We start from the raw sequence: 24,617 nt of genomic DNA on the forward strand, positions 1-24,617 counted from the left end.
AGTTACGATTAATGCTATTCGTCAATAGCAGTCCTGTGGTGGGATTGCTATCATGAACATTCTTCTGCGAGTGTTGGGAATCTAAAAAGGTAGAAATGGATGAGTCTTAAAATTAGAACCGCTATTGTTGCTGTGCTGGCGGCGGGTGCCAGCCTGATGTTGGCTGGATGTGCAACCACTCAGTCTCCCTTAGAGAACCACAACGATGTTGAAGGTAAGTTAGTCGTTGCACCAGTCATGCCCGATTATAAAGTCGAAGTGACACTGGCAAAACTCAATGAGATTTTATCTGCCGTTGAGCTAACTAATGAGCAAAGAGCGCGTTTTCACTATGACCGCGGTGTGATTTATGACAGTGTGGGGTTAAGATTACTCGCACGTATTGATTTTATGCAAGCGTTGAAGCTCCAGCCTGATCTGGCCGATGCTTATAATTTTCTTGGGATTTATTACACTCAGGAAGGGGAATACGACAGTGCCTATGAAGCCTTCGATGGCGTGTTAGAACTCTCACCTAATTACGATTACGCCTATTTAAATCGTGGTATAGCGCTCTATTATGGGGATCGTAATGACCTCGCGGTAAAGGATATGCAAGCCTTTTATGCCGGTGATAATAAAGATGGTTACCGCGCATTGTGGCTGTATTTGATCCAATCAAAAGACAGTGTCGACGAAGCCAAACGCCAATTACAGGAACACCGCAAGGGCCTCGAGGCCGATGCCTGGTCAACCGTTATCGTTGATCACTATCTTGGCTTAAAAAGCCGTGATGATGTTTTTGCCGCGGCAAAATTAGGGCTGACTCATCCCAAAGAATATGCTGAGCGCTTATGTGAGGCCTATTTCTATCTAGCCAAAATGGCAATAGAGACTAAGCACTATCAGGATGCCGCTAACTATTTACGCCTAGCGTTGGCGACCAATATCTATGATTTTGTCGAACACAGATATGCACGCATCGAACTGGCAAAAGTTAAAGGCTTGCTAGAGGATGCAAAATAACCTTTGTGCACCCGAGTTCATCTCGGGCTTTGCCTAGCCAAGTGAGCAGTGAGGCGCTATAATTTGCGCCTTTTTAGCGATACTAGTGCATAGGTTAACATGTCAGGCAATAAAGTAGAGGTCGATAAACGTCGCACCTTCGCGATCATATCGCACCCCGACGCGGGTAAAACAACCATTACCGAAAAAGTGCTGTTATTCGGAAACGCTTTGCAGAAAGCGGGTACGGTTAAAGGCAAAAAATCGGGTCAGCATGCTAAGTCTGACTGGATGGAAATGGAGAAGGACCGTGGTATTTCTATTACTACGTCTGTGATGCAATTTCCTTACGGTGGCGCCCTCGTTAACCTACTCGACACGCCTGGTCACGAAGATTTCTCGGAAGATACCTATCGTACTCTCACCGCGGTTGACTCCTGTCTGATGGTCATCGACTCGGCAAAGGGGGTTGAAGATCGCACCATCAAGTTGATGGAAGTGACCCGTCTGCGTGATACGCCGATCGTGACGTTTATGAACAAACTTGACCGTGATATTCGCGATCCTGTTGAGTTAATGGACGAAGTCGAAGATGTACTCAATATCGCCTGTGCACCTATTACTTGGCCTATAGGTTCGGGTAAAGAATTTAAGGGCGTGTACCATATTCTGCGCGATGAAGTGGTGCTTTATCAAGGCGGTATGGGACACACTATTCAAGAACGTCGCGTGATTGAAGGCATTAATAATCCAGATTTAGATAAAGCGATTGGCAGCTATGCAGCTGACCTGCGTGATGAGATGGAATTAGTGCGTGGTGCATCGAACGAGTTCGACCATGCGGCTTTCTTGAAAGGCGAGTTGACCCCCGTGTTCTTCGGTACAGCATTAGGTAACTTCGGTGTGGATCATATTCTCGACGGTATTGTCGAGTGGGCACCTAAGCCACTACCGCGCGAAAGCGATGTACGGATGATCATGCCAGATGAAGAAAAATTCACCGGTTTTGTGTTTAAGATCCAAGCTAACATGGATCCCAAGCACCGTGACCGTGTCGCCTTTATGCGTGTCTGTTCGGGCCGATATGAACAAGGCATGAAGATGCATCATGTGCGAATTGGTAAGGATGTTAACGTTAGCGATGCGCTGACCTTTATGGCGGGTGACCGCGAGCGCGCCGAAGAGGCTTATCCAGGCGATATTATCGGTTTACATAACCACGGTACTATTCGTATTGGTGATACTTTTACCCAAGGTGAAAAGTTCCGTTTCACTGGCGTGCCTAACTTTGCGCCGGAAATGTTCCGCCGTATTCGTCTGCGCGATCCGCTCAAACAAAAGCAATTGCTTAAAGGTTTAGTGCAGTTATCTGAGGAAGGTGCTGTGCAGGTATTCCGTCCATTAGACACCAACGACTTGATCGTGGGTGCTGTGGGTGTGCTGCAGTTTGAAGTGGTGGTTGGTCGTTTAAAGAGCGAATACAACGTCGAAGCCATTTACGAAGGTATTAGTGTTTCTACCGCACGCTGGGTTTATTGCAAAGATGAGCGTAAGCTAGAAGAGTTCCGCCGCAAGTGTAGCCAGAACTTGGCCCTCGATGGTGGTGATAATTTGACTTATATTGCGCCAACTATGGTTAACCTTAATCTTTCAATGGAAAGATACCCTGATATAGAGTTTGCGAAAACCCGCGAGCATTAATCTTGGTTGGTTTACAGCAGTGTTTAAATGGCGGTGTGTTACCGCCATTTTTGTATCTAATTTACGGTTTGGGATGCTGATATGGCTAATTGGATCACAAAATCATGGCAAGCTTACATTCGATGGTGCGATCGAATGGGGCTCACTCCTGAAAATCGCCGTTGTTGCATGCCACGCCTTGAGGATCCCCCGCTCGCCCCTAAGTGCTCGACTAAAGCACCTAGTCTACCAAACGCATCGAAACCTACATTGAAACCTGCATTGAAACCTGAGTGTAAGCCCGATGATGAGTGAGGTGTTTGTGTATGTTAGATACCCACGCACACTTAGATTTTCCTGAGTTTGATGCTGACCGTGAGCAAGTGGTTCAGCGTATGCAACAAGCTGGGATCAGCAATCTGATCATCCCTGGCGTTTCCCCCAGTCACTGGCAAAAACAACTCGCCGTTGCACAGCAATATCAAGCCTATTTTGCACTAGGCATCCATCCATGGTTTTGCCCTGAGGATGTTGACGCAGGGATCTTAGCATTAACATCTAAAGTTACTTCGTTGCTCGAATGTCCTCGTTTTGTTGCCATTGGTGAATGTGGCCTAGATGCGCTTTATCCCTCAACTTGGCCGCAACAGTTAGCTTTTTTTGAGGCACAACTGGCATTAGCTAAATCCGTTAATCTGCCGGTTATCGTCCATAGCGTGAAAACGCATTCCGAGGTTTTGGCCTGTTTGAAAAAGCATCAATTGCCTAGAGGCGGCGTGATACATGCTTTTTCTGGCAGTGTTGAGATTGCGCAAGAATACATCAAATTAGGTTTTAAGCTTGGGATTGGTGGTTTGATCATGAATTCCAACGCCAAAAAATTGCTCAAAACAGTCGCTGAATTATCGCTCGAAAACTTCCTACTTGAGACTGATTCTCCCGCCATGACACCGATAAATGTTACTGAAAAACGTAACCAGCCCGCCAATGCTGCGCTTTTTATCGACAAAATTGCAACTTTGCAAAAAAAATCAAGTGTTCTAATATCAGAACACTTGATGTTGAATGCTGTGCAACTGTTTGACCTTTAGTTGTTTTTAATTAAACAGGTGTAGGTCGCATTAGCATTCTTCACTAAGCGATTGAAATTAAACTCCAAAAATTTGATCAAAACGACGATTTTCGACTTTGCCTCGGGTATAATCTGACTCGGAAATAGGTTGATTAACAACATAATTAAAAAGTGTTAACAATAGGGTGATGGTTAATGAATATATTGATGAGTTTAGTAGGGGTGGTCGTCCTACTTGCGATAGGTTTCCTCCTATCGAATAACAAAAAAGCAATTAATCTACGTACTGTGGGTGGTGCATTAGCCATCCAAGCCGCCTTCGGTGGTTTTGTACTGTACGTTCCTGTCGGTAAAGATATTCTGAAAAGTGTATCTGACGCCGTCTCTAGCGTAATTGGCTATGCACAAAACGGTATCGGTTTCCTGTTTGGTGATTTAGCTAACTTCAAACTTGGCTTTATTTTCGCTGTTAACGTATTGCCAGTTATCGTGTTCTTCTCTTCTCTGATCGCCGTTCTGTACTACTTAGGCATCATGCAGTGGATCATCCGTATCATCGGTGGCGGTCTACAAAAAGCATTGGGCACAAGCCGTACTGAATCTATGTCAGCGACTGCTAACATCTTCGTTGGTCAAACAGAAGCACCGTTAGTCGTTCGTCCATTCATTCCAACTATGACGCAATCTGAACTGTTTGCGATCATGGTGGGTGGTCTAGCTTCTATTGCGGGTTCTGTATTAGCAGGCTATGCGCAGATGGGCGTGCCTATCGAGTACTTAGTTGCTGCGTCATTTATGGCGGCACCAGGTGGCCTATTAATGGCTAAGCTGATGCACCCAGAAACTGAAGCTGCTAAAAACGATATGGATGAGCTGCCAGAAGATCCTGATAAGCCAGCTAACGTATTAGACGCTGCTGCAGCGGGTGCTTCATCTGGTATGCACTTAGCGCTGAACGTGGGTGCCATGCTGTTAGCCTTCGTTGGTTTGATTGCGATGATCAACGGCATTATCGGTGGTGTGGGCGGTTGGTTTGGTGTTGAAGGTTTAACACTGGAACTGATCCTAGGTTATGTGTTCATGCCTTTAGCTTTCCTAATCGGTGTGCCTTGGAACGAAGCTTTAGTTGCTGGTTCTTTCATTGGTCAAAAGATCATTGTTAACGAATTCGTTGCCTACTTAAACTTTGCTCCATACTTAAAAGACATTGCTGACGGCGGCATGATAGTCGCTGAAACGGGTTTAGCTATGACAGACAGAACTAAGGCGATTATTTCGTTTGCTCTGTGTGGTTTCGCTAACTTGTCTTCAATTGCAATTCTGCTTGGTGGTTTAGGTGCTATGGCTCCTAACCGTCGCCATGATTTAGCGAAAATGGGTATTCGTGCGGTTATTGCCGGCTCACTCGCTAACTTAATGAGCGCCACAATTGCGGGTCTGTTCTTAGCTATCTAAGTTAAGGCAGTCGCAGGGGGGAACCCCACTAACTAGGTCCTGGCTATGCAGGGCAGGACCTAAGTTAATTCAACCATTTTCCAGTAGTGATTCCTGTAGTGAATAGTTTCTCCGATTGCATTGATCAGAATACAAGGAAATTCGATTTGTTATTCTGTTCGTATGTCGTGAATGCACGGTTAAGTTAATTAATCGTGATAATGAAGTCGCGACTTTGTTCACAATTAAGAATTTTGTGTTCGTGATTTTACGCTAGATTATTGAGATTTTTTTAATCGAGGTAGAATGCGAGCGCCACAAAAAGAACGCTATCCTCGATGGTAGCAAACAAGATAAATGGGGTTGATGATGAAAAATGTTAAAACTTTAGCTTTAGCCGCTACTGCTGTAGCTGCAATCTCTGGCAACGCATTTGCTGCAGACCGTACTGATCTTCACGGTTCTGACTATAAGTGGATGCAGTTCAACGCTATGTACTCTATCGGTGAAAAACCAGATAACCCAGCTACTGGCGACCAACATAACTACTTAGAAATGGAATTCGGCGGCCGTTCTGGCATTTTCGATCTCTATGGTTATGTTGACGTATTCAACTTAGCAAACGAGCACACCAAAGATGGTGACAAGAACCCTGGTTCTGGCACCAGCAAGCTGTTCATGAAGTTTGCACCACGTGTATCTATCGATGCATTAACTGGTAAAGATTTATCTTTCGGCCCAGTACAAGAAGTTTACTTCTCAACTCTGTTCAACTGGGACGGTCTGAACGGTGAAGGCGTGAACTCTACATTCTGGGGTGTTGGTGCTGACGTAAACGTGCCTTGGTTAGGCAAAACAGGTATGAACCTGTACGGTTACTATGACATGAACGCGAAAGAGTGGAACGGTTACCAATTCTCTGCTAACTGGTTCAAACCTTTCTACTTCTTCGATAACAAGAGCTTCCTATCATTCCAAGGTTACATCGATTACCAATTCGGTGCTGACGAAGATAAGACTGCTTTCGTACCAAAAACCTCTGATGGTGGTAACATCTTCTTCGGTCTATACTGGCACTCAGATCGCTATGCTCTGGGCTATGGTCTGAAAGGCTTTAAAGACGTTTACCTGTTAGAAGATGGTGCTGGTGCTCTTGCTTTAGAATCAACAGGTTGGTCACACTACCTGTCAGCTACTTACAAGTTCTAATTTCTTGTAAGAGTCGTTGGAGCCGCGATGGCGGCTCCATCTTTTATATGTCATGAATCTTTATCTAAACCCATTTATAATTTGAGCAGTGCGTTTATATAAAGGTTTGTGTTTTTCTCGCGCTAAAACGGATTTTTCGCGGAAAAGTAGGAACAAGGTTTTATTCGTATCCTCTCTTCCGGTCTTCAAGGATTCAAGTCGTGACCACTTATAGTCAATTTAAGTGTCAGGATGCGTATGTGTTATGCATAGGCAAGATTGAATACCTAATAAACATGTAATTTGCCCTACACAAATTACTCGGCATCGCCTGAAGGCCCGGCCATATAAAAATAATCAAAAATAATGCCACCTCTAAGCCTTGCTTTTAAGAGACTGATTTATATTTATTTAATTTTTCTTTTGGAGAGCTATTATGACTGATTTAAAAAAAGCAGCACAACGCGCCATCGAGTTAATGGATTTAACCACATTGAATGATGACGACACCGATCAGAAAGTGATTGATCTGTGCCATAAAGCGAAAACCGCCGCTGGCAACACCGCTGCGATCTGCATTTACCCACGTTTTATCCCCATTGCACGTAAAACCTTAGATGAGATTGGCGCCGAAGATATTCAAATCGCCACTGTGACTAACTTCCCCCATGGTAATGATGATATTGCGATTGCCGTACTTGAAACCCGCGCAGCGGTTGCCTACGGTGCCGATGAAGTCGACGTGGTATTCCCATACCGAGCTCTGATGGAAGGTAACGAAACCATAGGTTTTGAGTTAGTTAAAGCCTGTAAAGAGGCCTGTGGTGAAGTCTTACTGAAAGTGATTATCGAGTCTGGTGTATTAGCCGATCCTGCGCTTATTCGCCGTGCGTCAGAGCTTTCAATCGATGCGGGTGCGGATTTTATCAAAACCTCTACGGGTAAAGTGCCCGTTAACGCCACCCTAGAAGCGGCCGAGATCATGCTGACTGTGATCAGTGAAAAGAACCCTAAGGTAGGCTTTAAGCCTGCTGGTGGTGTACGCGATGCTGCCCAAGCCGCAGAGTTCTTAGGGGTTGCCGAACGTATTCTGGGTGCTGACTGGGTGTCTCCACGTACCTTTAGATTTGGGGCTTCAAGCTTACTCAACAGCTTGTTACACACCTTAGAATTAGCCGATGCGCCTAAGCCTACCCAAGGCTATTAATCACAGATTAATACAAAAAGGGTATATCGAATCTAATTAAGTGTGACCTAAATCTAGTTGAAAACATCAGAACTTCGATAGCATGTGTTTGTAATATTGCTACAGTTTTGATGTTTCATTGCAAAGATAAATGCCAGACTTTGGGTTTGGTGTTTATCTTGGAGGCAGTATCATGTTTCTAGCTCAAGAAATTATTCGTAAGAAACGTAATGGTTTAGCGTTAAGTTCCGAAGAGATACAGTTCTTTGTTAAGGGCATAACCACCAATGCCGTGTCCGAAGGCCAGATTGCCGCATTAGGTATGGCAGTGTACTTTAATGACATGAATATGGATGAAAGAATCGCGTTAACGCTTGCAATGCGCGATTCGGGCACTGTGCTTAACTGGCAATCTTTAGGCCTTAACGGACCTGTAATCGACAAGCACAGTACGGGCGGTGTCGGTGATGTCATCAGCCTAATGCTTGGCCCTATGGCCGCCGCCTGTGGTGGTTATGTGCCGATGATTTCAGGCCGTGGCCTAGGTCATACCGGCGGAACCTTAGATAAGTTTGATGCCATTCCTGGTTATCAGACCGAGCCTTCAAGCGAACTGTTCCGCAAGGTCGTTAAAGAGGTCGGTGTGGCCATTATCGGTCAAACGGGCGATCTGGTTCCCGCCGATAAACGTTTCTATTCCATCCGTGATAATACCGCAACCGTCGAATCCATCTCCCTTATTACCGCCTCCATTCTTTCTAAGAAATTAGCTTGTAGCTTAGATGCATTGGCGATGGACGTTAAAGTTGGTAGCGGCGCCTTTATGCCCACCTATGAAGCCTCCGAGGAATTAGCTCGCAGTATTGCGGCGGTGGCTAATGGCGCAGGCACTAAAACCACAGCCTTACTCACCGACATGAACCAAGTATTAGCGTCATGTGCGGGTAACGCGGTTGAAGTGAAAGAAGCCATCGATTTCTTGACCGGTGCTTACCGTAATCCTCGTCTATACGCTGTGACGATGGGACTCTGTGCTGAGATGTTACTCCTCGGTGGCCTTGCCACTGACGAAGCGGATGCCCGAGCTAAGTTAAACCGCGTATTGGATAACGGCCGTGCTGCCGAGATCTTTGGCAAGATGGTTTCAGGCCTAGGTGGCCCAGTCGACTTTGTCGAAAACTACAGTAAGTACTTACCGCAATCGCAAATTATTCGTCCTGTATTTGCCGATACTCAAGGGTTTGCCCACAGCATGGATACCCGCGAACTGGGTTTAGCCGTGGTCACCCTAGGTGGCGGGCGCCGTAAACCGGGCGATGCACTAGACTATAGTGTTGGCCTAACTCAAGTATGCGCCCTCGGCGATAAAATTGACTCATCAACACCGATTGCAGTGATCCACGCACAATCTGAAGCGGCCTTTGCCGAAGCGGAAAATGCAGTCAAAAAAGCGATTCACATTGGTGAAACCGCTCCTGAAAAAACACCTGAGATCTACGCTTACATTCGTGCGTCGGATCTTTAAGGAAGTATTATGAAACGTACAATTATTATGATGTTGGACTCCTTTGGCATTGGCGCTGCAGCCGATGCCGCCAAGTTTGGGGATTTAGGATCTGACACTTTTGGTCATATTGCGAAGGCCTGCGCCGAAGGCAAAGCCGATATTGGCCGTGAAGGCCCACTTAAACTACCTAACCTAGCGCGCTTAGGCCTAGGCCATGCGGCCATGGAAAGCACAGGTACCTTTGCGCCTGGTTTTGGTGACAATGTTCAGCTGATTGGGGCCTATGGTCATGCCCAAGAGTTAAGTTCGGGTAAAGATACCCCGAGTGGTCACTGGGAAATGGCGGGTGTGCCCGTGTTATTTGACTGGGGCTATTTCAGCGAGCACCAAAATTCATTCCCGAAAGAACTGACGGATAAGATTTTAGCCCGTGCGGGGCTCGATGGCTTTTTAGGGAACTGCCATGCTTCTGGTACTACTATTCTGGAAGAATTAGGTGAAGAGCATATGCGCTCTGGCAAACCCATTTTTTATACCTCGGCGGATTCGGTATTCCAAATTGCCTGCCATGAAGGCACTTTTGGCTTAGAGAACCTATATCGTCTTTGCGAAATTGCCCGTGAAGAGTTAGAGCCTTACAACATCGGTCGCGTGATTGCGCGTCCATTCGATGGTACAGGCCCAAGCGACTTTGCTCGCACCGGTAACCGTAAGGATTACTCCCTCGAGCCGCCTGCGAAAACAGTATTAGATAAGTTAAAAGCCGCTGGTGGTGAAGTGGTGAGTGTAGGCAAGATCGCCGATATTTATGCTTACTGTGGTATCACCAAGAAGGTGAAGGCAAACGGTTTAGAAGCACTGTTTGATGCGACGTTAGCCGAAGTAAAATCCGCCGGTGATAACACTATAGTGTTTACTAACTTCGTAGATTTTGACTCTCACTATGGTCATCGCCGTGATGTAGCGGGCTATGCTAAGGGGCTGGAGTATTTTGATGCCCGCTTGCCCGAAATGCTGGCCTTACTGGGTGAAGACGATCTACTCATTTTAACCGCAGATCATGGCTGCGATCCAACATGGCAAGGTACGGATCATACCCGTGAGTATGTGCCTGTACTTGCCTATGGTGCTGGCTTAAAAGCCGGAACGCTTGGGCGCCGCAATAGTTTTGCCGATATAGGCCAATCAATTGCAAGTCACTTTAAGCTTGAACCAATGGCCTATGGTGAGTCGTTTATTTAATTAAACGCGCTGGATATCGATTTGGCGGCTGATATTTGGCCGTCAGTAAACAAAGACTTAAGTCTTAATAAAATAAACAGGGGTTATTTCGATGGCAACACCACACATTAATGCAGTAGAGGGCGCATTCGCTGAGACGGTTCTGTTTCCTGGCGATCCATTACGTGCAAAATATATTGCTGAAACATTCTTAGAAAATGTTGAGCAAGTGACTGACGTTCGAAACATGCTAGGTTTTACCGGTACTTACAAAGGTAAACGTATTTCTGTTATGGGTTCAGGCATGGGTATTCCTTCATGCTCAATCTATGCAACTGAATTAATTAAAGACTACGGCGTTAAGAACCTGATCCGCGTGGGTACTTGTGGCGCGATCAGCACTGACGTTAAAGTGCGTGATGTGATCATCGGCATGGGTGCTTGTACCGATTCTCAAGTAAACCGTTTACGTTTCAAAGGCCAAGATTTCGCTGCTATCGCGAACTACGAGCTGATGAATGCCGTGATCGAATCTGCCAAAGCCAAAGGCACTAAGATCCGCGTTGGTAACGTATTCTCTGCCGATTTATTCTACACTCCAGATCCACAAATGTTTGACGTGATGGAAAAAATGGGTGTGCTAGGGGTAGAGATGGAAGCGGCTGGTTTATACGGTGTTGCCCATGAATTTGGTGCCCGCGCCCTGTGTGTTGTGACTGTATCCGATCATATCCGCACCGGTGAAAAAACCACTGCAGAAGAACGCCAAACGACCTTCAATGATATGATTATCATGACCTTAGATGCGGCTATTACCCTGTAATTGTTGTTAGGGTTAAAAAGGGTTCGCAATGCGAACCCTTTTTTATGGGCGTCGATCAATCCCGCCGTCGAGTGTATTGCGGATGTTGAGGGATATTAACCCGTGGAGTCCGTATCGAGATCGCTAGGTTGGATAGGGCTTTTCTCCGCGCTGGTTCTTGTCTGGGTTTTAACTCGGCGAACCGTTTTCACTTTAGGCTTTAATTCAGACTTCTCTGCCTGAATAACACTTTCAGAATGACGAGCTTCTTGTTCTGGTTTTATGTTGCCGCCACTCTTTTCCTCTGGCTTGGGTTTATCCTTTGCCTTCGGTTGATCATTCGGATTGCTTAGGCTTATCTCGGCATCATCCTTAGCACTCTCTTCTAAATTGTCCTCGGTATTTTTGGGAGTATCGGATGTGGTTAATTCTGCGTCTGTCGCTCCTCTCTCTTTGGCATTGTTATTTTTTTGGGGATTTTGGCGTAACTTAACCCGGGTGCGACGGCGGTCAAAATCGGCGCGTTTAAAGGATAAGGCGCGGGATAACAACATGCCGATTAAACCCGCGACCAGCAGCATCATTTGCTGTTGCTCCATATTCAGGTTATGGGCTTCTTTAATTTCATTGAAAAATAATTTGGTATCGAGCCTGACCTCAACATAACCGAGATTTTTACCCTCTTGGATCACAGGTTCAACATAGGGAGGATATTTGCTGAGCTGCAGGTTCATTTCCTCGGAGTCAGGGTCTGTTCCTTCTTTGGAAATACTTTGGGCAAAGGAGAGTCGGATGCCTTGGTCACTGAATATTGCCGCGGAGATGACCTTTGGATCTTCGACTAGCGCACTGGCGAGCCATTGCAACTGCTCATCATTCTGCAACTGCAGTGCCGGTGCCGCACTGTAGGCGGTTTGTTGTACCAGTAATCTTGCCATCTTTTGCGTTTGGGACTTTAGAAGCAGTTGACCTTGTAGTAGGCTTGTCTGCCACAATTGCACTAAGCCCACCATCAAGGTCAAAGCGATGGCGATTTGGAGCAGTCTACTGATTTTATGGCTTTTCTTAAGCCCTTTAAGATATAACACTTCGACCCTTAACATTTAACACGCTTGCCTAATCATAATTGATTATGAGTGAGCCCGATAGTTGGAGAATCCCCGTCCTATGGAAAGCTTGAACCAAGATGCATTATTTGTATGGTTAGCCGCTAGCCCCTCGCCACGGTTTGAATACCAAGGGCATGCCTTTGAAGCTTACCAAGAGTCAGCGGGTGCGCCATTGGGTTCTCTCTTTCGTATGCGGCTAATTTATGACGATCTTAGTGTTGAAAGTGCACTCTCGGCTTGGGTGCTTTCTCTGGCTAAAGCACTTGGGCCTGAAGTTATTTATATCGCGCCCATTCGCCGCCAAGTGGCTTTGCACTGTATTGAGCTTACCTTACCCCTTGAACCTAGCCGCGAGTTGCTAGCGACTTTCCCCGATGATTTAGCCGAATGTCATGTGATTAGACAGGCATTGCCTAAGCTGAGTGAACCTGGTTTATTGGTCATGGATATGGATTCAACCGCGATTCAAATCGAATGTATTGACGAATTGGCGGCGATGGCGGGGGTTGGTGAGCGAGTGGCTGCAATTACTGAGCGTGCCATGTTGGGAGAGTTGGATTTTGAGCAAAGCTTACGTCAACGGGTGGCCCAACTTAAGGGGGCTGATGCCAGCATTATTGAGATCCTATGTGATCGCCTACCTTTAATGTCCGGACTTGAACCTATGCTTACCGAGCTTAAGTCGCACCATTGGCGCTTAGTGGTTGCTTCGGGTGGCTTCACACCTTTTTGTCGGCCATTTGAAGCAGCTATTAAACTTAGATGCGGCCTTTGCCAATGAGTTAGTGATTACTGACGGACGGCTCGTCGGTGAAGTGACGGGAAAGGTTGTCGATGCCCAATTTAAGGCCGATGTGATCGCCGCCTGTAGTGGCGATTGGCAAATTCCACAGGGACAAAGAGTTGCCATTGGCGATGGTGCCAATGATATTCCTATGGTTCAAGCGGCAGACTTTGGCATTGCCTTTCATGCGAAACCTAAGTTAGCCGCTGCGGCCGATGCGAATATTCGTCGGCTTGATTTACGGGTTTTGCCTTATTTACTGCAGTATTAGACTATTTTTCAACGTGATAAACTGCTTAGGTCAAAACCAAAGTTAGAGTAATGACTCTTGTTTTTTGAATCCGAGCTGGTAGTTTAGTCTTACTTGATAAACTACCAGTGACTTATTTTGACTCAGCACGCCTCGGTTTCGACCATTTCACAGTTTTCGCTTTACTTACCTTACCGTGACGGGCACTTGCACCTTCGTCAGTTACTGCCAGCTACGCCAGATTTTTCTAAAACGCCTATATTGATGCTTCACGGCGCCATGTCTAATGGGCGGGTGTTTTATAGCCAAAACGGACGGGGTCTTGGCTGCTTCCTCGCTCGGGCTGGATTTATTGTTTATGTGCTCGATACCGCTGGTAGGGGATTGAGCCTGCCTAAGATCACCCGGGATTTTACTCTAGGACAAGGCGAGGTTATTCGTGAGCAGATCCCGTTAGTGCAGCAATTTATTCTGAATTTACATCAACAAACTTGCCAAGGGATCAACGCGGTAGCCCCGTCGAAGGTGCATTGGTGCGCCCATTCCTGGGGCGGTGTATTAATGGCGAGCAGCCTAGCACGTTATCCCCAATTACAGCAGAGTGTTCGCTCACTGTTGACCTTCGGCAGTAAGCGCACTATCCGAGTTAAATCCTTTAAAAAGTGGTTGATGGTCGATCTATTTTGGAATCGACTCGCTCCTGGTTTAGCCATAGGTCAAGGGTATCTCGCCGCGGATAAATTAGGTGTTGGTATGGATAACGAGAGCCGCGCGTCACTCAATCAAAGTATTGACTGGGTGCGGGGGGATTGGCGTGATCACGATGATGGCTTTGACTATGCTAAGGCTGCAAAGAAGGCGCTTTGGCCACAGGCTTGGTTTATTGCGGGGCAAAATGACACTGTGCTAGGGCACCCAGAAGATGTTGCCGATATGGTGCGTGAATGTGGATTCGAACAAGTGAGGTTGACTTTGCTATCTAAGGCTAATGGTTTTAAACACGATTACGGCCATGGGGATATGCTGACCCATTTAGATGCCGCAGGTGATCATTTTTTGCAGATCCTAGACTGGTATTTAGCATTTGATCTGTGTGTGTTTAGGGATTAAAGATCCGCGGATTTTCAGCTTATGCTGGCTAGGTCGACTTTTGATGTAATGCGGGATACCTGAGTTCCACTTCTTGGGTGATATCGAGTAGCTCGCCGACACCTATGATCCGCCAAAGCTGCTCTTCTAACTGCTTTGCCCTATGATTTGCATGGACATTAATGTATTCCAGTTCACGGCGCAGATAACTGATATCGGGTTTTTCCGTTGCTCCGCGATAGATGCGCAGGGCGATAAAACGGCCAGCCATTTTACTCTGACTAATAAACATCACCTTAGCTTTTTCATCCCCAACATCACTCGCTAGGATACACTTTAAATGGATCTGCCCACGGGATTGACGGGTCAGTTGGATAAATACCTCAATAAAATCCATATCCTGCTGCGGCTTCATTTGGCGTATCGGCTCAAGGATCTCCCGCTTGAAGAAACCATCCTTCAGTAGCGGCGCTAAATTGTATTGCAGTGCATCGGAGGTGCCTGCTGCAAAAATATCACTGATATCATCCCGTTGAGTACCGACTCCAAGGCAGGCGACTTGGGCCGATTTTGTTGTTTTCTCGACAAAGTAGGGGACAGAATGTAGCTCGCGTAACAGGATGTTTTTTAATCCATCGGCAAGTTCTTTGACTTCACTATTGTTTTCGGTCAACTGCTCTAACTTTTGTTTATTATGGGCAATCAGTTTATTTAAAAATTCGACACCAACGTGGGGCGTATGGCCCATGACCGCGGCTAAATGGAGAGTTACGCCATTTTTACGGGTGCGCACTAAGCGGTAGGGTAAATTATCCAACTGGGTCTTACCGGCAATGGTCTGCAACTTAGGCAAGCTGATCATTAGAGGTTTGTTTGCAACAAACTCTGCTGGATTATCTAAGGTGAGCTGCATGCCACGCCCAGAAATATCTAAGGTAATCCCTGTCGCTTTTATGCCACCCTGTGACACATTGACTAAGGTTTTGAAGGCAAAACGCGCTTCCTGTCGACGCTCACTAAATTGCATCGAAACCGATTTTATTTGATGCGCGGTGAGCCGCTGTTGGCCGAAGGCTTTGAGTGCATTGGCATTACTATCGTCCTGCCAGGCTTTATAGGTGGCTCTTTCATCTTCATTGGTGAGATCGATGAGCTGCAGCATATGGCTGAACAGGGCCAATTGTTGTTCCACCAGCGGGCTGTATTTAGCTTCATCCCCCGGCAAGGTGGCGCGGCGATAGCCTTTGGCATGGTAAATCTTATCGGGGATGAGTTTAAAAATTCGCCAGCTCGGTTTGGTGGATGCAAAACCTAAAAATAACGACATTAATCCCTTCGCTTTTAGTTCGGCTAAGGTGGCCGAATAAAAATACAAGGCACCTTGGGCATTGTAGGTAAAGCTAAAAAACAGTCCGTAGTCGGGATTTTCGGGATGATTAAGCAGTGCCGAGAGCCGCGCAGGGGTCAGCATCGCGGGTAACTGGCTGATATCATTCTCATCCTGAAAATAATGTACTATTTGCTGGTTATCGCGGCTCAGCAGCATGTGGCTTATCGATTGCGTCTGCTGGTTCAGATATAGGGGCAAGTGTGGCAAATGGGGTAAATAATGGCGCTCAAATCCTAGGCCCGATGCTGTGACTAACACATCGTTAACATCTAACTTATAGCGTAATTTGTAGCCTCGAATTAAATTACCAAGCATTTCACCTAGAGCATCGGTACCGCCAATCCGCCTCAATCTTAACCAAATAAATTCGCCATTGGTTTGGCTGTCAACAATCTGATAATCCACTCCGAGTTGTAGATCTGGGTAGTAATATTCTTCACTGAGCTCGAGTAATTTGACCTTGAGGGGCTTGTCGAGGTCGAAGGGATGATTTGCCGCTAAACGAATACGCGCACCACCAATCGATAAATCGACGGTGATCCCCGGCATTTCTGGTCGTCCAGGCTGGGAGACCGCAATGCGGATGCTGTAATTCATTCGTTCTTCGGCGCGATTAAAATAACTGCCGAGGACAACTCCCGGCACCATAAAAGGCTCGGATTCGAAACTGTCGGTTTGCGTTCCTTGGCGTAATTTTTGTTTGCGCTGCTGATGGGCTGTAAGCACATATTCATACACGCCTAAAGTGTACTGATTACGGTACAAGGACATAGCTTCCAACAAGCTGTGTTTAGCGGGCTCATCTAAAAAGTGACGTTGTTGGCCGAGCATGACTTCAGTGCAGGGGAGTTCAGATTTATCCCTAAGATCGATGATCCGTGTGCAGGGCGACGCTAAGCGATTCAATTCCATTTTCAACAGAAAACGCGTTGAATTGCTTTCGTCTGTGGTTAGCTGTTGAAAAATCTCTTGGAAATTAGGTTCCATGAGCAACGGCTTGAGCTGTTCTATAAGTGCACTATGGTTATCTAAACTCATGTAGGGATTCTTTTCTAATGCTGATTTTATGTCGTGCTGTGTTAGTCTTATGTCGGCAGTATTCACAGTTACTTAAATTGATTTTATACAGATTTTAATAAGTTATGGCAAAGAATAAAACCGCGTACGTATGTAATGAGTGTGGGCAAGACTTTCCCCGTTGGCAAGGTCAATGTAGTGCTTGTCAGGAGTGGAATACGATAACTGAGGTAAGGCTCGGTGCAGCCTCTCCTGGGCGAGCTAAGTTCGTCGGCTATGCCGGTGCTGGCAGCAGTGAAGTCAAAACCTTAGATCAAATTGATCTCAATGCATTGCCGCGGATCCTAAGTCATTTTGGTGAGCTAGACCGTGTACTTGGTGGCGGTATTGTGCCGGGTTCGGCAATTCTTATTGGCGGCCATCCCGGCGCGGGTAAGAGTACGCTTTTATTGCAAACCCTATGTCATCTGGCCGAGCAAATGCCCGCACTGTACGTCACGGGTGAGGAATCTTTGCAGCAAGTGGCTATGCGTGCCCATCGACTCGGTTTACCCACCAATAAACTGCGGATGTTGTCTGAAACCAGCGTTGAGCAAATCTGCGAAGTGGCCCTCAAAGAATTACCTAAGGTAATAGTGGTCGATTCGATTCAAGTGATGCATATGAGCGATGTGGCATCGAGTCCTGGGAGTGTGTCACAGGTGCGCGAATCCGCCTCTTATCTCACCCGTTTTGCGAAGGAAAACGGTATCGCTGTGATTATGGTCGGCCATGTGACTAAGGATGGTAGTCTCGCCGGACCTAAGGTGCTGGAGCACTGCATCGACTGCTCGGTAATGTTTGAGGGAGATAGTGATAGCCGTTACCGCACTTTACGTTCCCATAAGAACCGTTTCGGTGCGATCAATGAGTTAGGCGTATTTGCCATGACCGAACGTGGCCTAAAGGAAGTCGCTAATCCCTCTGCCATTTTTTTATCCCGCGGTGAAGAGGAGTCTTCAGGCTCCTTAGTGATGGTGGTGTGGGAGGGCACTCGGCCGTTACTGGTTGAATTACAAGTGCTGGTGGATAACTCGGCCATGTCTAATCCTCGACGGGTGGCTGTGGGTATGGATGCTAACCGTTTAGCCATGTTGCTTGCTGTTATGCACCGTCACGGCGGCTTACAGATGTCGGACCAAGATGTGTTTGTTAACGTCGTGGGTGGCGTAAAAGTCACCGAGACCAGCGCCGACCTAACCCTATTGCTGGCGATGGTGTCGAGTTTTCGCGGGGATATTTTACCCAGCGATTTAGTTGCCTTTGGTGAAGTCGGTTTATCCGGTGAAATTCGCCCAGTCCCCAATGGTCAAGAACGATTAGTCGAAGCCGCTAAGCATGGTTTTAAGCGGGCAATCGTACCTAAGGCGAACGTCCCGAAAAAGCCGCCCTTGGGCATGGAGGTCATTGGCGTGTCAAAATTATCCGAAGCGCTAGAAGCAATTTAGAATGCTGACGCGAGTTAGCATACATGCATTCGAGCGAGATTAATGTCACAAACACAAACAGCGCCACTAAGCGCTGTTTGTGTTTGTGAGCTGGTGTCTTAATCCGTGGTATTGTGTGCTTCGATAAACAATATGAGTTCGCGGTTTAACAAGGAGGTATCACCTAAGTTCAGCTCGACCATGCGTTTTAGGTGGCTAATGCTATCGACGTCAATAAAGCTGCATTTTAGGCCTAATTGACCATTTCTATGGTGGATTAACTCAGTTTCCATTTTTAGTTCGATATCGGATCCTGGGAGAATAAAACTTAGGGTAATAGGCTGCTCCGTACTGGCGAAATTATCAGGTTCTTCAACTAATGCGCCATTAAGACTGAGGTCGAGGATGGTGGTCTGCCACTGCTCGTTACCCTGTTGCAAAGATGCGCTAGCAGCGAATAAAATTCGCGAAAACTTGCGTCTCTCGTCCATAATCGATCCTTTTTCTTTCATAGTCTGCCAACATGAGTCCTCATTCGTAGTGGTAAGCATAAGTCATATTCATATGTCTGTAAAAGCTCGGCAAATTTATCTGTGATGCTGTGTATCATTGCGTGTCACGATGGACGTTTTTTAAACAACTGATTTTGCGTTTTTGGGCTAATTATTTATCAAAGTGTTGGTGATGTCTTAGCTATCTTGGGGCGTTTACAGTATTATCCGCGGCCAACAACGGCTGCGTCTACAGGGGTAACGACGGTTAACTCTAACGAAGCATCATTGCTTGCAGATCATGGATTTTTCCCACAGTAGGAGAATGATGTGGATCTCTCACCTAAATCCTGTGGATTTGGGGCTCTAATCTGCCGCAGCCAGCGTCGCCAATCCCGTTTAATGTGGATGGTATCGACCCTATTTTAAGAGATCACAAGGTATAACAATATTATGTCTGAGCAATTGAGTTCAACTGCCGTACCCTCTGGTTCATTTCTGGACCAATATTTTTCAATAAAACAACGTGGTAGCACGGTTCGCCAAGAGGTGATTGCGGGATTAACCACCTTCCTAGCTATGGTGTACTCGGTGATTGTGGTGCCCAATATGTTAGGTCAGGCGGGATTTGACCCCGGCGCCGTATTTATCGCTACCTGTTTAATTGCTTCTTTTGGTTCTTTGCTTATGGGTTTATGGGCAAACTTACCTATGGCGATTGGCTGTGCGATTTCGCTCACCGCCTTTACTGCCTTTAGCTTAGTGCTAGGTCAAGGTATGTCGATTCCGGTCACCCTAGGTGCCATCTTCCTGATGGGCGTGGCCTTCACACTCGTGAGTGTGACGGGTATTCGTCAGTGGGTGCTGGCTAATTTACCTCGAGGGATTGCCCACGGTACAGGAATAGGTATTGGCTTGTTTTTACTCTTGATTGCGACTAACAGCGTGCAGTTGATTGTGGCCAATAACGCAGGCTTACCAGTGAAGTTAGGCGATATTAATAGCTTACCCGTTATCGCGACTGTCATAGGTTTAGCGGCAACGATCGGCTTAGAGCGTCGTGGTGTTCCTGGTGGTATTTTGCTGGTGATTATCGCGCTATCGGGATTTGGTTTAGTGTTCGATCCGAGTGTGAAATACCAAGGCTTGTTTGCCTTTCCTGATTTTACCTCGGAGCATTCGCTCATTGGGCAGCTCGATGTTATGGGGGCCTTTAATCCCGTGGTTTTGCCTATCGTATTAGCCCTGGTTATGACGGCGATTTTCGATGCGACAGGGACAATTCGCGCTGTGGCTGGCCAAGCTAATCTGCTCGATAAGGACGACAATATTGTCGGCGGTGGTAAAGCCTTAACCTCAGACTCCGTCAGCAGCATGTTTGCGGGGTTAGTGGGTGGCGCTCCTGCGGCGGTATATATCGAATCGGCGGCGGGTACCGCGGCGGGTGGTAAGACAGGTTTAACGGCGACGATCGTTGGCGTACTGTTTTTATTGATGGTGTTTCTCGCACCGCTCAGCTATTTAGTGCCAGCCTATGCAACTGCGCCAGCATTAATGTATGTCGGCTTATTGATGCTCAGTAATGTGGCAAAACTCGATTTTAACGATAAAGTCGATGCCATGGCGGGCCTAACTTGCGCCGTATTTATTATCCTAAGTTGTAATATCGTCACTGGTATTATGCTGGGTTTTGTGACTCTGGTCATCGGCCGTATTTGTAGTGGCGAATGGCGTAAACTTAAGATTGGCGTGCTGGCCATTACCTTAGGTTTAGTCGTGTTTTATATGGGCGGCTGGGCGATCTAATTTCAACCCCATTGGTATAAAAAGCGAGTGCTAATCTTAGATTAGCACTCGCTTTCTTCTATAGAGAGGTGCTCGCAGTAGGCGCGTAATAGATCCTTCCAAGTCACAATCCCAACTAACTCACCCTGTTCTAAAACGGGTAAGCAACCAATATTATGTTCGAGCAAGATGCGGGTCGCCGTATCTAAGTTGATATGGGATGCTATGGTCACTGGATTACGCGTCATCACTTGATGCACGCGCTTTTGCAGGGTTTCAAGATCTTTTACCGTTTCAGCACTGCTGCCGAGGTTAGGGCTGATAGCGCGCAGTAAATCTCGCTCCGATAGCACACCTTCTAGTTTGCGTTCATCCACTACGAGTAAGTGATGAAAGTTCGCCTGATCGAAAATTTCCTTAGCGACACAGAGACGATCGTCCATTTCGACGGTGACGACACGGGTACTCATAATATCGGCGATAATGATCGTCATGATACTCTCCCTGTTATTGCAACATGTTCTGTTAATACGCTGTATTACAGTTACTTATAACAGAGTGATGTTTAATTAGCCAATTCATTATCATAAAGTATTAACCTAAACAGGATTAAGATCGAGCCGAACGGTGTTCAGTTAATCCGCTTCATTATATTCATCTTCGGGGGTTATTGAGCTGCGCTCCGCCTCCGGTAAATGTATACCAATATAGCGTTGGTACTTTTTCCCTTTCAGTTTATGAGTATCGACCAAGACTAAGCCATCGATACAATCGCCAAAATCGGCGTCTATACCAAAGGCGAGAAACTTCACTCCATCTGTTTTACAGAGTTCACCGTATTGTTTGTAGAGCGTAGGTACTGCCGCCCCCATACTGGCGAGCATTTGTTTTAGTTGCTTGAAATTACTCTGATAATCTTCACTCGAATATACATCATTGAGCTGTTTTTTACGTTGTGGTGATAACCCAAAGGGCGACATGGAGACCGCCATGGTTTGTTCGGGGGCAAATTCCTTCGCGTAAAAATGCACTAACATTTCCCGAGCGCTGCCGGGGAGTTGATTGCTGATGGACACAGGACCGAATAGGTAGCGGTATTCAGGGTGTTTGGCGAGAAAGGCGCCTATGCCAAACCAGAGGTAATCTAAGCTGCGTTTACCCCAATATTTAGGCTGCACAAAGCTGCGGCCAAGTTCTAATCCCTGTTTGACGAAGGGCATAAAGTTGTCGGCGTATTGAAACAGGGATTGGCTGTAGAGGGCATTATCGCCGTATTTTTCTAAGACTTTGTCACCACTGGCAAAACGATAGGCACCGACAATTTCAAACTGCTCCTTATCCCACAAAACCAAATGCTGATAGTAGGAATCGTATTTATCGATATCGCGGCGTTTGCCTGTGCCTTCGCCGACGGCGCGAAAGGCGATTTCCCGCAGGCGACCAATTTCCCGCATGATCGGGTTGCTGTCCTGATGCTGATACAAATAAATCAGCTTGTTATCTTGCGTTGTCCCAAGAAGTTCACATTGCTGCAGTGCCGCTTGCAGTTCACGGCGCGACTCAGGGTGGGCGATGGCGCTTTGGGTGATAAACAGCGGGTCTTTATCTTTGCCTATGCGATATAAATGATTTTTAAGCAGTTTTATCTTGGTCTTTAGCGGAAAGTCCATCGAGCGCACGGCTTCATTGGGAATCAGCTCGCCAATGCGGATCGGCATATTGCGTTTGGCTTGCTTGAACATTTCCTTCACGAGCAGCAGTGTGGCGAGTGGCTTGTAAATCATCGATGCGCCGTAGAAGGTCGCAGAGTTTTTGGCATCTAAAAAAATGGGTAGTAGCGGCGCATTACAGGAAATCGCCATCTTTAAGAAACCCGAGTGCCACAGGGTATCACGCACGCCATTGGGGCGTAGGCGCGAGACTTCCCCCGACGGGAAAATCAGCACTGCGCCTTCGTTACGCAGGTGCTGGTGGATCTTATCTAGGTGTTGTTTCGGTGTGCCGCCAGTCATATTACGCACCGGCAGTAGGATAGAGTGCAGTGGTTCGAGCGCCATCAATAGCTCGTTAGCCACCACCTTGATATCGGGGCGTATTTCACTGATGAGTTTGATAAGGGCGAGGGCATCGAGTGAACCTATGGGATGGTTGGCGAAGATCACAACTCGGCCTTCGCAGGGAATGTTTTCTATTTCGTTGGCAGGCACGGTAAAGCTAAAGTCGAAACTCGCCAGCACTTGTTCGACAAAGTCCACGCCCTGTAAATAGGCGTATTGATTGGCGATATCGTTGCATTGTTTTTCATTGAGTAGGTAACGCAGCATGGCCTTGGCAGGTTTAGCGAGCCAAGGTTTGTCATTGATAGAGGGGAGATTTTGTTCAACCACATTTTCGACGGTAAAGATCATCGAACTGCCTTTTAAGGCGGGCAGTGGCATGTTAACTGGCTCGCACTGTGTGTTTGGGTTTAGTGAATCTGTGCTTGGCGTACTATGGGTTAATTGATCCATGATTAGGCGACATCCCTTGGTTGGATTTCTGGTTGTTTGGGGCTGTGAGTGGCCGTTTGTAGGGCTGGTTTTGAGGCTTGAGCAGGCATTTGAATAGGCGCTTTAGGCTGAGTTTGCGCCAGCACAATACTGCTCAGAATATCGAGGCTTAAGGTTTGATCGTTCCAGCGGCAGAGCTGTAATTCACCGCTTAAGGTTTCGGTGATGAGGCTGCAGTTTTCGACCCAGTCGCCATCATTGGCATAGACTATCTGGCGCTTATCCGGCGTGCTGTATTGATTATCTCGAGGGTGAATCGATAGCTCTGGCTGATGGATATGGCCGCAAATCACGCCATCCACATCATAGTGCTGGGCATAATTCACCACGGCTTGGCGGTAACGGGTGATTGCGGTTTGCGCTTTACCGACGCGGGATTTGATATAGCTGGCGAGTGACCAGTAGGGGTAGCCTAAACGCTCACGTAGGCGATGGAGATTGCGGTTGAGGAACAGCAGTAAGTCGTAGAGGTGATCGCCCAAGATGGCATAAAAGCGCCCAACGCAGACATCGGCATCAAACTGATCTCCATGCAGCATTAGCAGTTTATGGCCGCCAATCCCCTGATGAATATGTTGGCGGGCAATTTTGATATTCAGCAGGGTCAGTTCGGCATAGGGCTTGATTAGCTCATCATGGTTACCCGGCAGGTACATCACCTGAGTGCCGTTTTGTGCCAGTTCAATCAGCTTTTGCAGCACCTTATTATGGCTATCTGGCCAATGCAATTTACGCTTAAGCGCCCATAAATCCACAATATCGCCGACCAAGTACAAGTGCTGGCAACGCACTGTATTTAACAGGCTTAACAGATAGTCGGCTTTGCAATCCTTACAACCTAGGTGGATATCCGATAACCAGAGGGCGTTGACTGTGGTGGTTTGGCTATTTGCGGCGTTGCTGGCGTTGGCAATATGTGGTGTTGAGAAGGAAGTGGCGTTAACACTGGATGGAGCATTGTCGGAAGAGTTGGAAGGAGAGTTACGTGAAGAGTTGCGGGGAGCGTTGAGTGCGTCGATAAGCGTGCGATCAAGTCCCCTGTAATTGGCTCCAGTCATCTCATATTCACCCTATGCGGCTGTTGACTGCCTTAGAGATTAGTGACGGGCTTTGACTGAATGATGAAGCTTAGGTGACATGCAGATGACAACAGGGGTGATTAGCCTAGACTTAACCGTCAAGATTTGGAGCTGGATGCAATGAGAACAGGCTGGAGGATTTAACTTACTTCTGCCCCAAAACTAGATAAGTTTGTCGTCAGGTGTGCTGGATGAATTGTCATTGTTTCCCCTGTGACACGCCACCCTTTTATTTCACAAGAAGCATCCCTGAGGGCTCGACGGCGGTATCTGCTGTATATGGCTCTAGCATTACAAGAATCGAATGTTGCGATCACATGGTCAATGATGTTCCCGACATCATAGTGACATTCCCCATATCCCTATGGGTCAGATGTGAATGAGCAACCATGCCGCCAACGGTCACAGTTGCAACAATGCCAATCTTTACGACCATTGAACTGTTCATCTGGCTAAAAGCTTTTTTGCCCCAAAGCTTGCTAGCATTTATTTAGTGAATCGAAAATTGACGAACTATTTGCCCTAACAGTTCTT

At 46.9% G+C, this 24,617-nt stretch carries 20 protein-coding genes and 1 pseudogene; 14 read left to right on the plus strand and 7 right to left on the minus strand.

Translation table 11 applies throughout. The features are described from left to right. Window positions 1-99: 99 nt before the first annotated feature. The 10 genes from nlpI (at window position 100) to deoD (ending at window position 11,095) form a co-directional block, all read left to right on the plus strand. Window positions 100-1,005, plus strand: a complete 906-nt coding sequence (gene nlpI / locus SOHN41_RS04435; RefSeq protein ID WP_007646052.1) for a lipoprotein NlpI — start codon at window positions 100-102, stop codon at window positions 1,003-1,005. 99 nt (window positions 1,006-1,104) lie between these two features. Then, entirely contained in the window at window positions 1,105-2,685 is a 1,581-nt protein-coding gene (gene prfC / locus SOHN41_RS04440) for a peptide chain release factor 3 (protein WP_007646054.1), read from the plus strand. A gap of 81 nt (window positions 2,686-2,766) precedes the next feature. After that, window positions 2,767-2,979 carry a hypothetical protein gene (locus SOHN41_RS20565; RefSeq protein WP_050801816.1) on the plus strand — a complete coding sequence of 71 codons (213 nt, stop codon included), beginning with the start codon at window positions 2,767-2,769 and terminating at the stop codon, window positions 2,977-2,979. 11 nt (window positions 2,980-2,990) lie between these two features. Further along, the gene (locus SOHN41_RS04450) at window positions 2,991-3,755 is read left to right on the plus strand and encodes a TatD family hydrolase (protein ID WP_007646055.1); all 765 of its coding nucleotides are present in this window, start codon (window positions 2,991-2,993) and stop codon (window positions 3,753-3,755) included. Between the two features lie 176 nt (window positions 3,756-3,931). After that, window positions 3,932-5,191: a NupC/NupG family nucleoside CNT transporter gene (locus tag SOHN41_RS04455; RefSeq protein WP_007646058.1), complete on the plus strand. Its 1,260-nt coding sequence runs from the start codon at window positions 3,932-3,934 to the stop codon at window positions 5,189-5,191. Window positions 5,192-5,539: 348 nt separating this feature from the next. Further along, window positions 5,540-6,379 (plus strand): outer membrane protein OmpK, encoded by an 840-nt coding sequence (locus SOHN41_RS04460; RefSeq protein WP_037458044.1) that lies wholly within the window; start codon window positions 5,540-5,542, stop codon window positions 6,377-6,379. A 415-nt stretch (window positions 6,380-6,794) separates the two neighbouring features. Then, a complete protein-coding gene (deoC, locus tag SOHN41_RS04465) occupies window positions 6,795-7,565 on the plus strand; it encodes a deoxyribose-phosphate aldolase (RefSeq protein WP_007646060.1) in 771 nt (256 codons plus the stop codon). A 172-nt stretch (window positions 7,566-7,737) separates the two neighbouring features. Further along, entirely contained in the window at window positions 7,738-9,069 is a 1,332-nt protein-coding gene (gene deoA, locus SOHN41_RS04470) for a thymidine phosphorylase (protein WP_007646061.1), read from the plus strand. Window positions 9,070-9,078: 9 nt separating this feature from the next. Further along, window positions 9,079-10,293 carry a phosphopentomutase gene (locus SOHN41_RS04475; protein WP_007646065.1) on the plus strand — a complete coding sequence of 405 codons (1,215 nt, stop codon included), beginning with the start codon at window positions 9,079-9,081 and terminating at the stop codon, window positions 10,291-10,293. 91 nt (window positions 10,294-10,384) lie between these two features. Beyond that, a complete protein-coding gene (deoD, locus tag SOHN41_RS04480; RefSeq protein ID WP_007646066.1) occupies window positions 10,385-11,095 on the plus strand; it encodes a purine-nucleoside phosphorylase in 711 nt (236 codons plus the stop codon). Window positions 11,096-11,190: 95 nt separating this feature from the next. Here deoD and SOHN41_RS04485 read toward each other — a convergent pair whose 3' ends face one another. Continuing rightward, complete coding sequence (locus SOHN41_RS04485; RefSeq protein WP_083820740.1) at window positions 11,191-12,162, minus strand: AhpA/YtjB family protein; 972 nt, start codon at window positions 12,160-12,162, stop codon at window positions 11,191-11,193. Window positions 12,163-12,241: 79 nt separating this feature from the next. On the opposite strand from SOHN41_RS04485, the pseudogene serB reads away from it, so the two are divergent. Then, window positions 12,242-13,238 (plus strand): annotated as a pseudogene (gene serB, locus SOHN41_RS04490) (phosphoserine phosphatase SerB). A gap of 117 nt (window positions 13,239-13,355) precedes the next feature. Next, window positions 13,356-14,327 (plus strand): alpha/beta fold hydrolase, encoded by a 972-nt coding sequence (locus SOHN41_RS04495; protein WP_007646073.1) that lies wholly within the window; start codon window positions 13,356-13,358, stop codon window positions 14,325-14,327. Window positions 14,328-14,355: 28 nt separating this feature from the next. Here the strand turns inward: SOHN41_RS04495 and SOHN41_RS04500 are convergent, their stop codons facing one another. After that, window positions 14,356-16,734 (minus strand): PilZ domain-containing protein, encoded by a 2,379-nt coding sequence (locus tag SOHN41_RS04500; RefSeq protein WP_007646075.1) that lies wholly within the window; start codon window positions 16,732-16,734, stop codon window positions 14,356-14,358. A 104-nt stretch (window positions 16,735-16,838) separates the two neighbouring features. Here SOHN41_RS04500 and radA point away from each other — a divergent pair, with 104 nt between their 5' ends. Next, window positions 16,839-18,200 (plus strand): DNA repair protein RadA, encoded by a 1,362-nt coding sequence (gene radA / locus SOHN41_RS04505; protein ID WP_007646076.1) that lies wholly within the window; start codon window positions 16,839-16,841, stop codon window positions 18,198-18,200. Window positions 18,201-18,298: 98 nt separating this feature from the next. On the opposite strand, the gene SOHN41_RS04510 is transcribed toward radA, so the two are convergent. Then, window positions 18,299-18,670 (minus strand): PilZ domain-containing protein, encoded by a 372-nt coding sequence (locus SOHN41_RS04510; protein ID WP_007646077.1) that lies wholly within the window; start codon window positions 18,668-18,670, stop codon window positions 18,299-18,301. Between the two features lie 453 nt (window positions 18,671-19,123). On the opposite strand from SOHN41_RS04510, the gene SOHN41_RS04515 reads away from it, so the two are divergent. Then, a complete protein-coding gene (locus SOHN41_RS04515) occupies window positions 19,124-20,476 on the plus strand; it encodes an NCS2 family permease (protein WP_007646078.1) in 1,353 nt (450 codons plus the stop codon). 41 nt (window positions 20,477-20,517) lie between these two features. Here the strand turns inward: SOHN41_RS04515 and SOHN41_RS04520 are convergent, their stop codons facing one another. The 4 genes from SOHN41_RS04520 to SOHN41_RS20490 all read right to left on the minus strand — a co-directional run bounded on the left by SOHN41_RS04520 (window position 20,518) and on the right by SOHN41_RS20490 (window position 24,519). Further along, complete coding sequence (locus SOHN41_RS04520; protein ID WP_007646079.1) at window positions 20,518-20,949, minus strand: CBS domain-containing protein; 432 nt, start codon at window positions 20,947-20,949, stop codon at window positions 20,518-20,520. A gap of 141 nt (window positions 20,950-21,090) precedes the next feature. Further along, a complete protein-coding gene (locus SOHN41_RS04525; protein ID WP_007646080.1) occupies window positions 21,091-22,965 on the minus strand; it encodes a GNAT family N-acyltransferase in 1,875 nt (624 codons plus the stop codon). A 2-nt stretch (window positions 22,966-22,967) separates the two neighbouring features. Then, a complete protein-coding gene (locus SOHN41_RS04530) occupies window positions 22,968-24,062 on the minus strand; it encodes a UDP-2,3-diacylglucosamine diphosphatase (RefSeq protein ID WP_007646081.1) in 1,095 nt (364 codons plus the stop codon). A gap of 334 nt (window positions 24,063-24,396) precedes the next feature. Further along, entirely contained in the window at window positions 24,397-24,519 is a 123-nt protein-coding gene (locus tag SOHN41_RS20490; protein ID WP_007646083.1) for a hypothetical protein, read from the minus strand. Between the last annotated feature and the right edge of the window lie 98 nt (window positions 24,520-24,617).

Source organism: Shewanella sp. HN-41, from assembly GCF_000217915.1.
GTDB lineage: Bacteria > Pseudomonadota > Gammaproteobacteria > Enterobacterales > Shewanellaceae > Shewanella.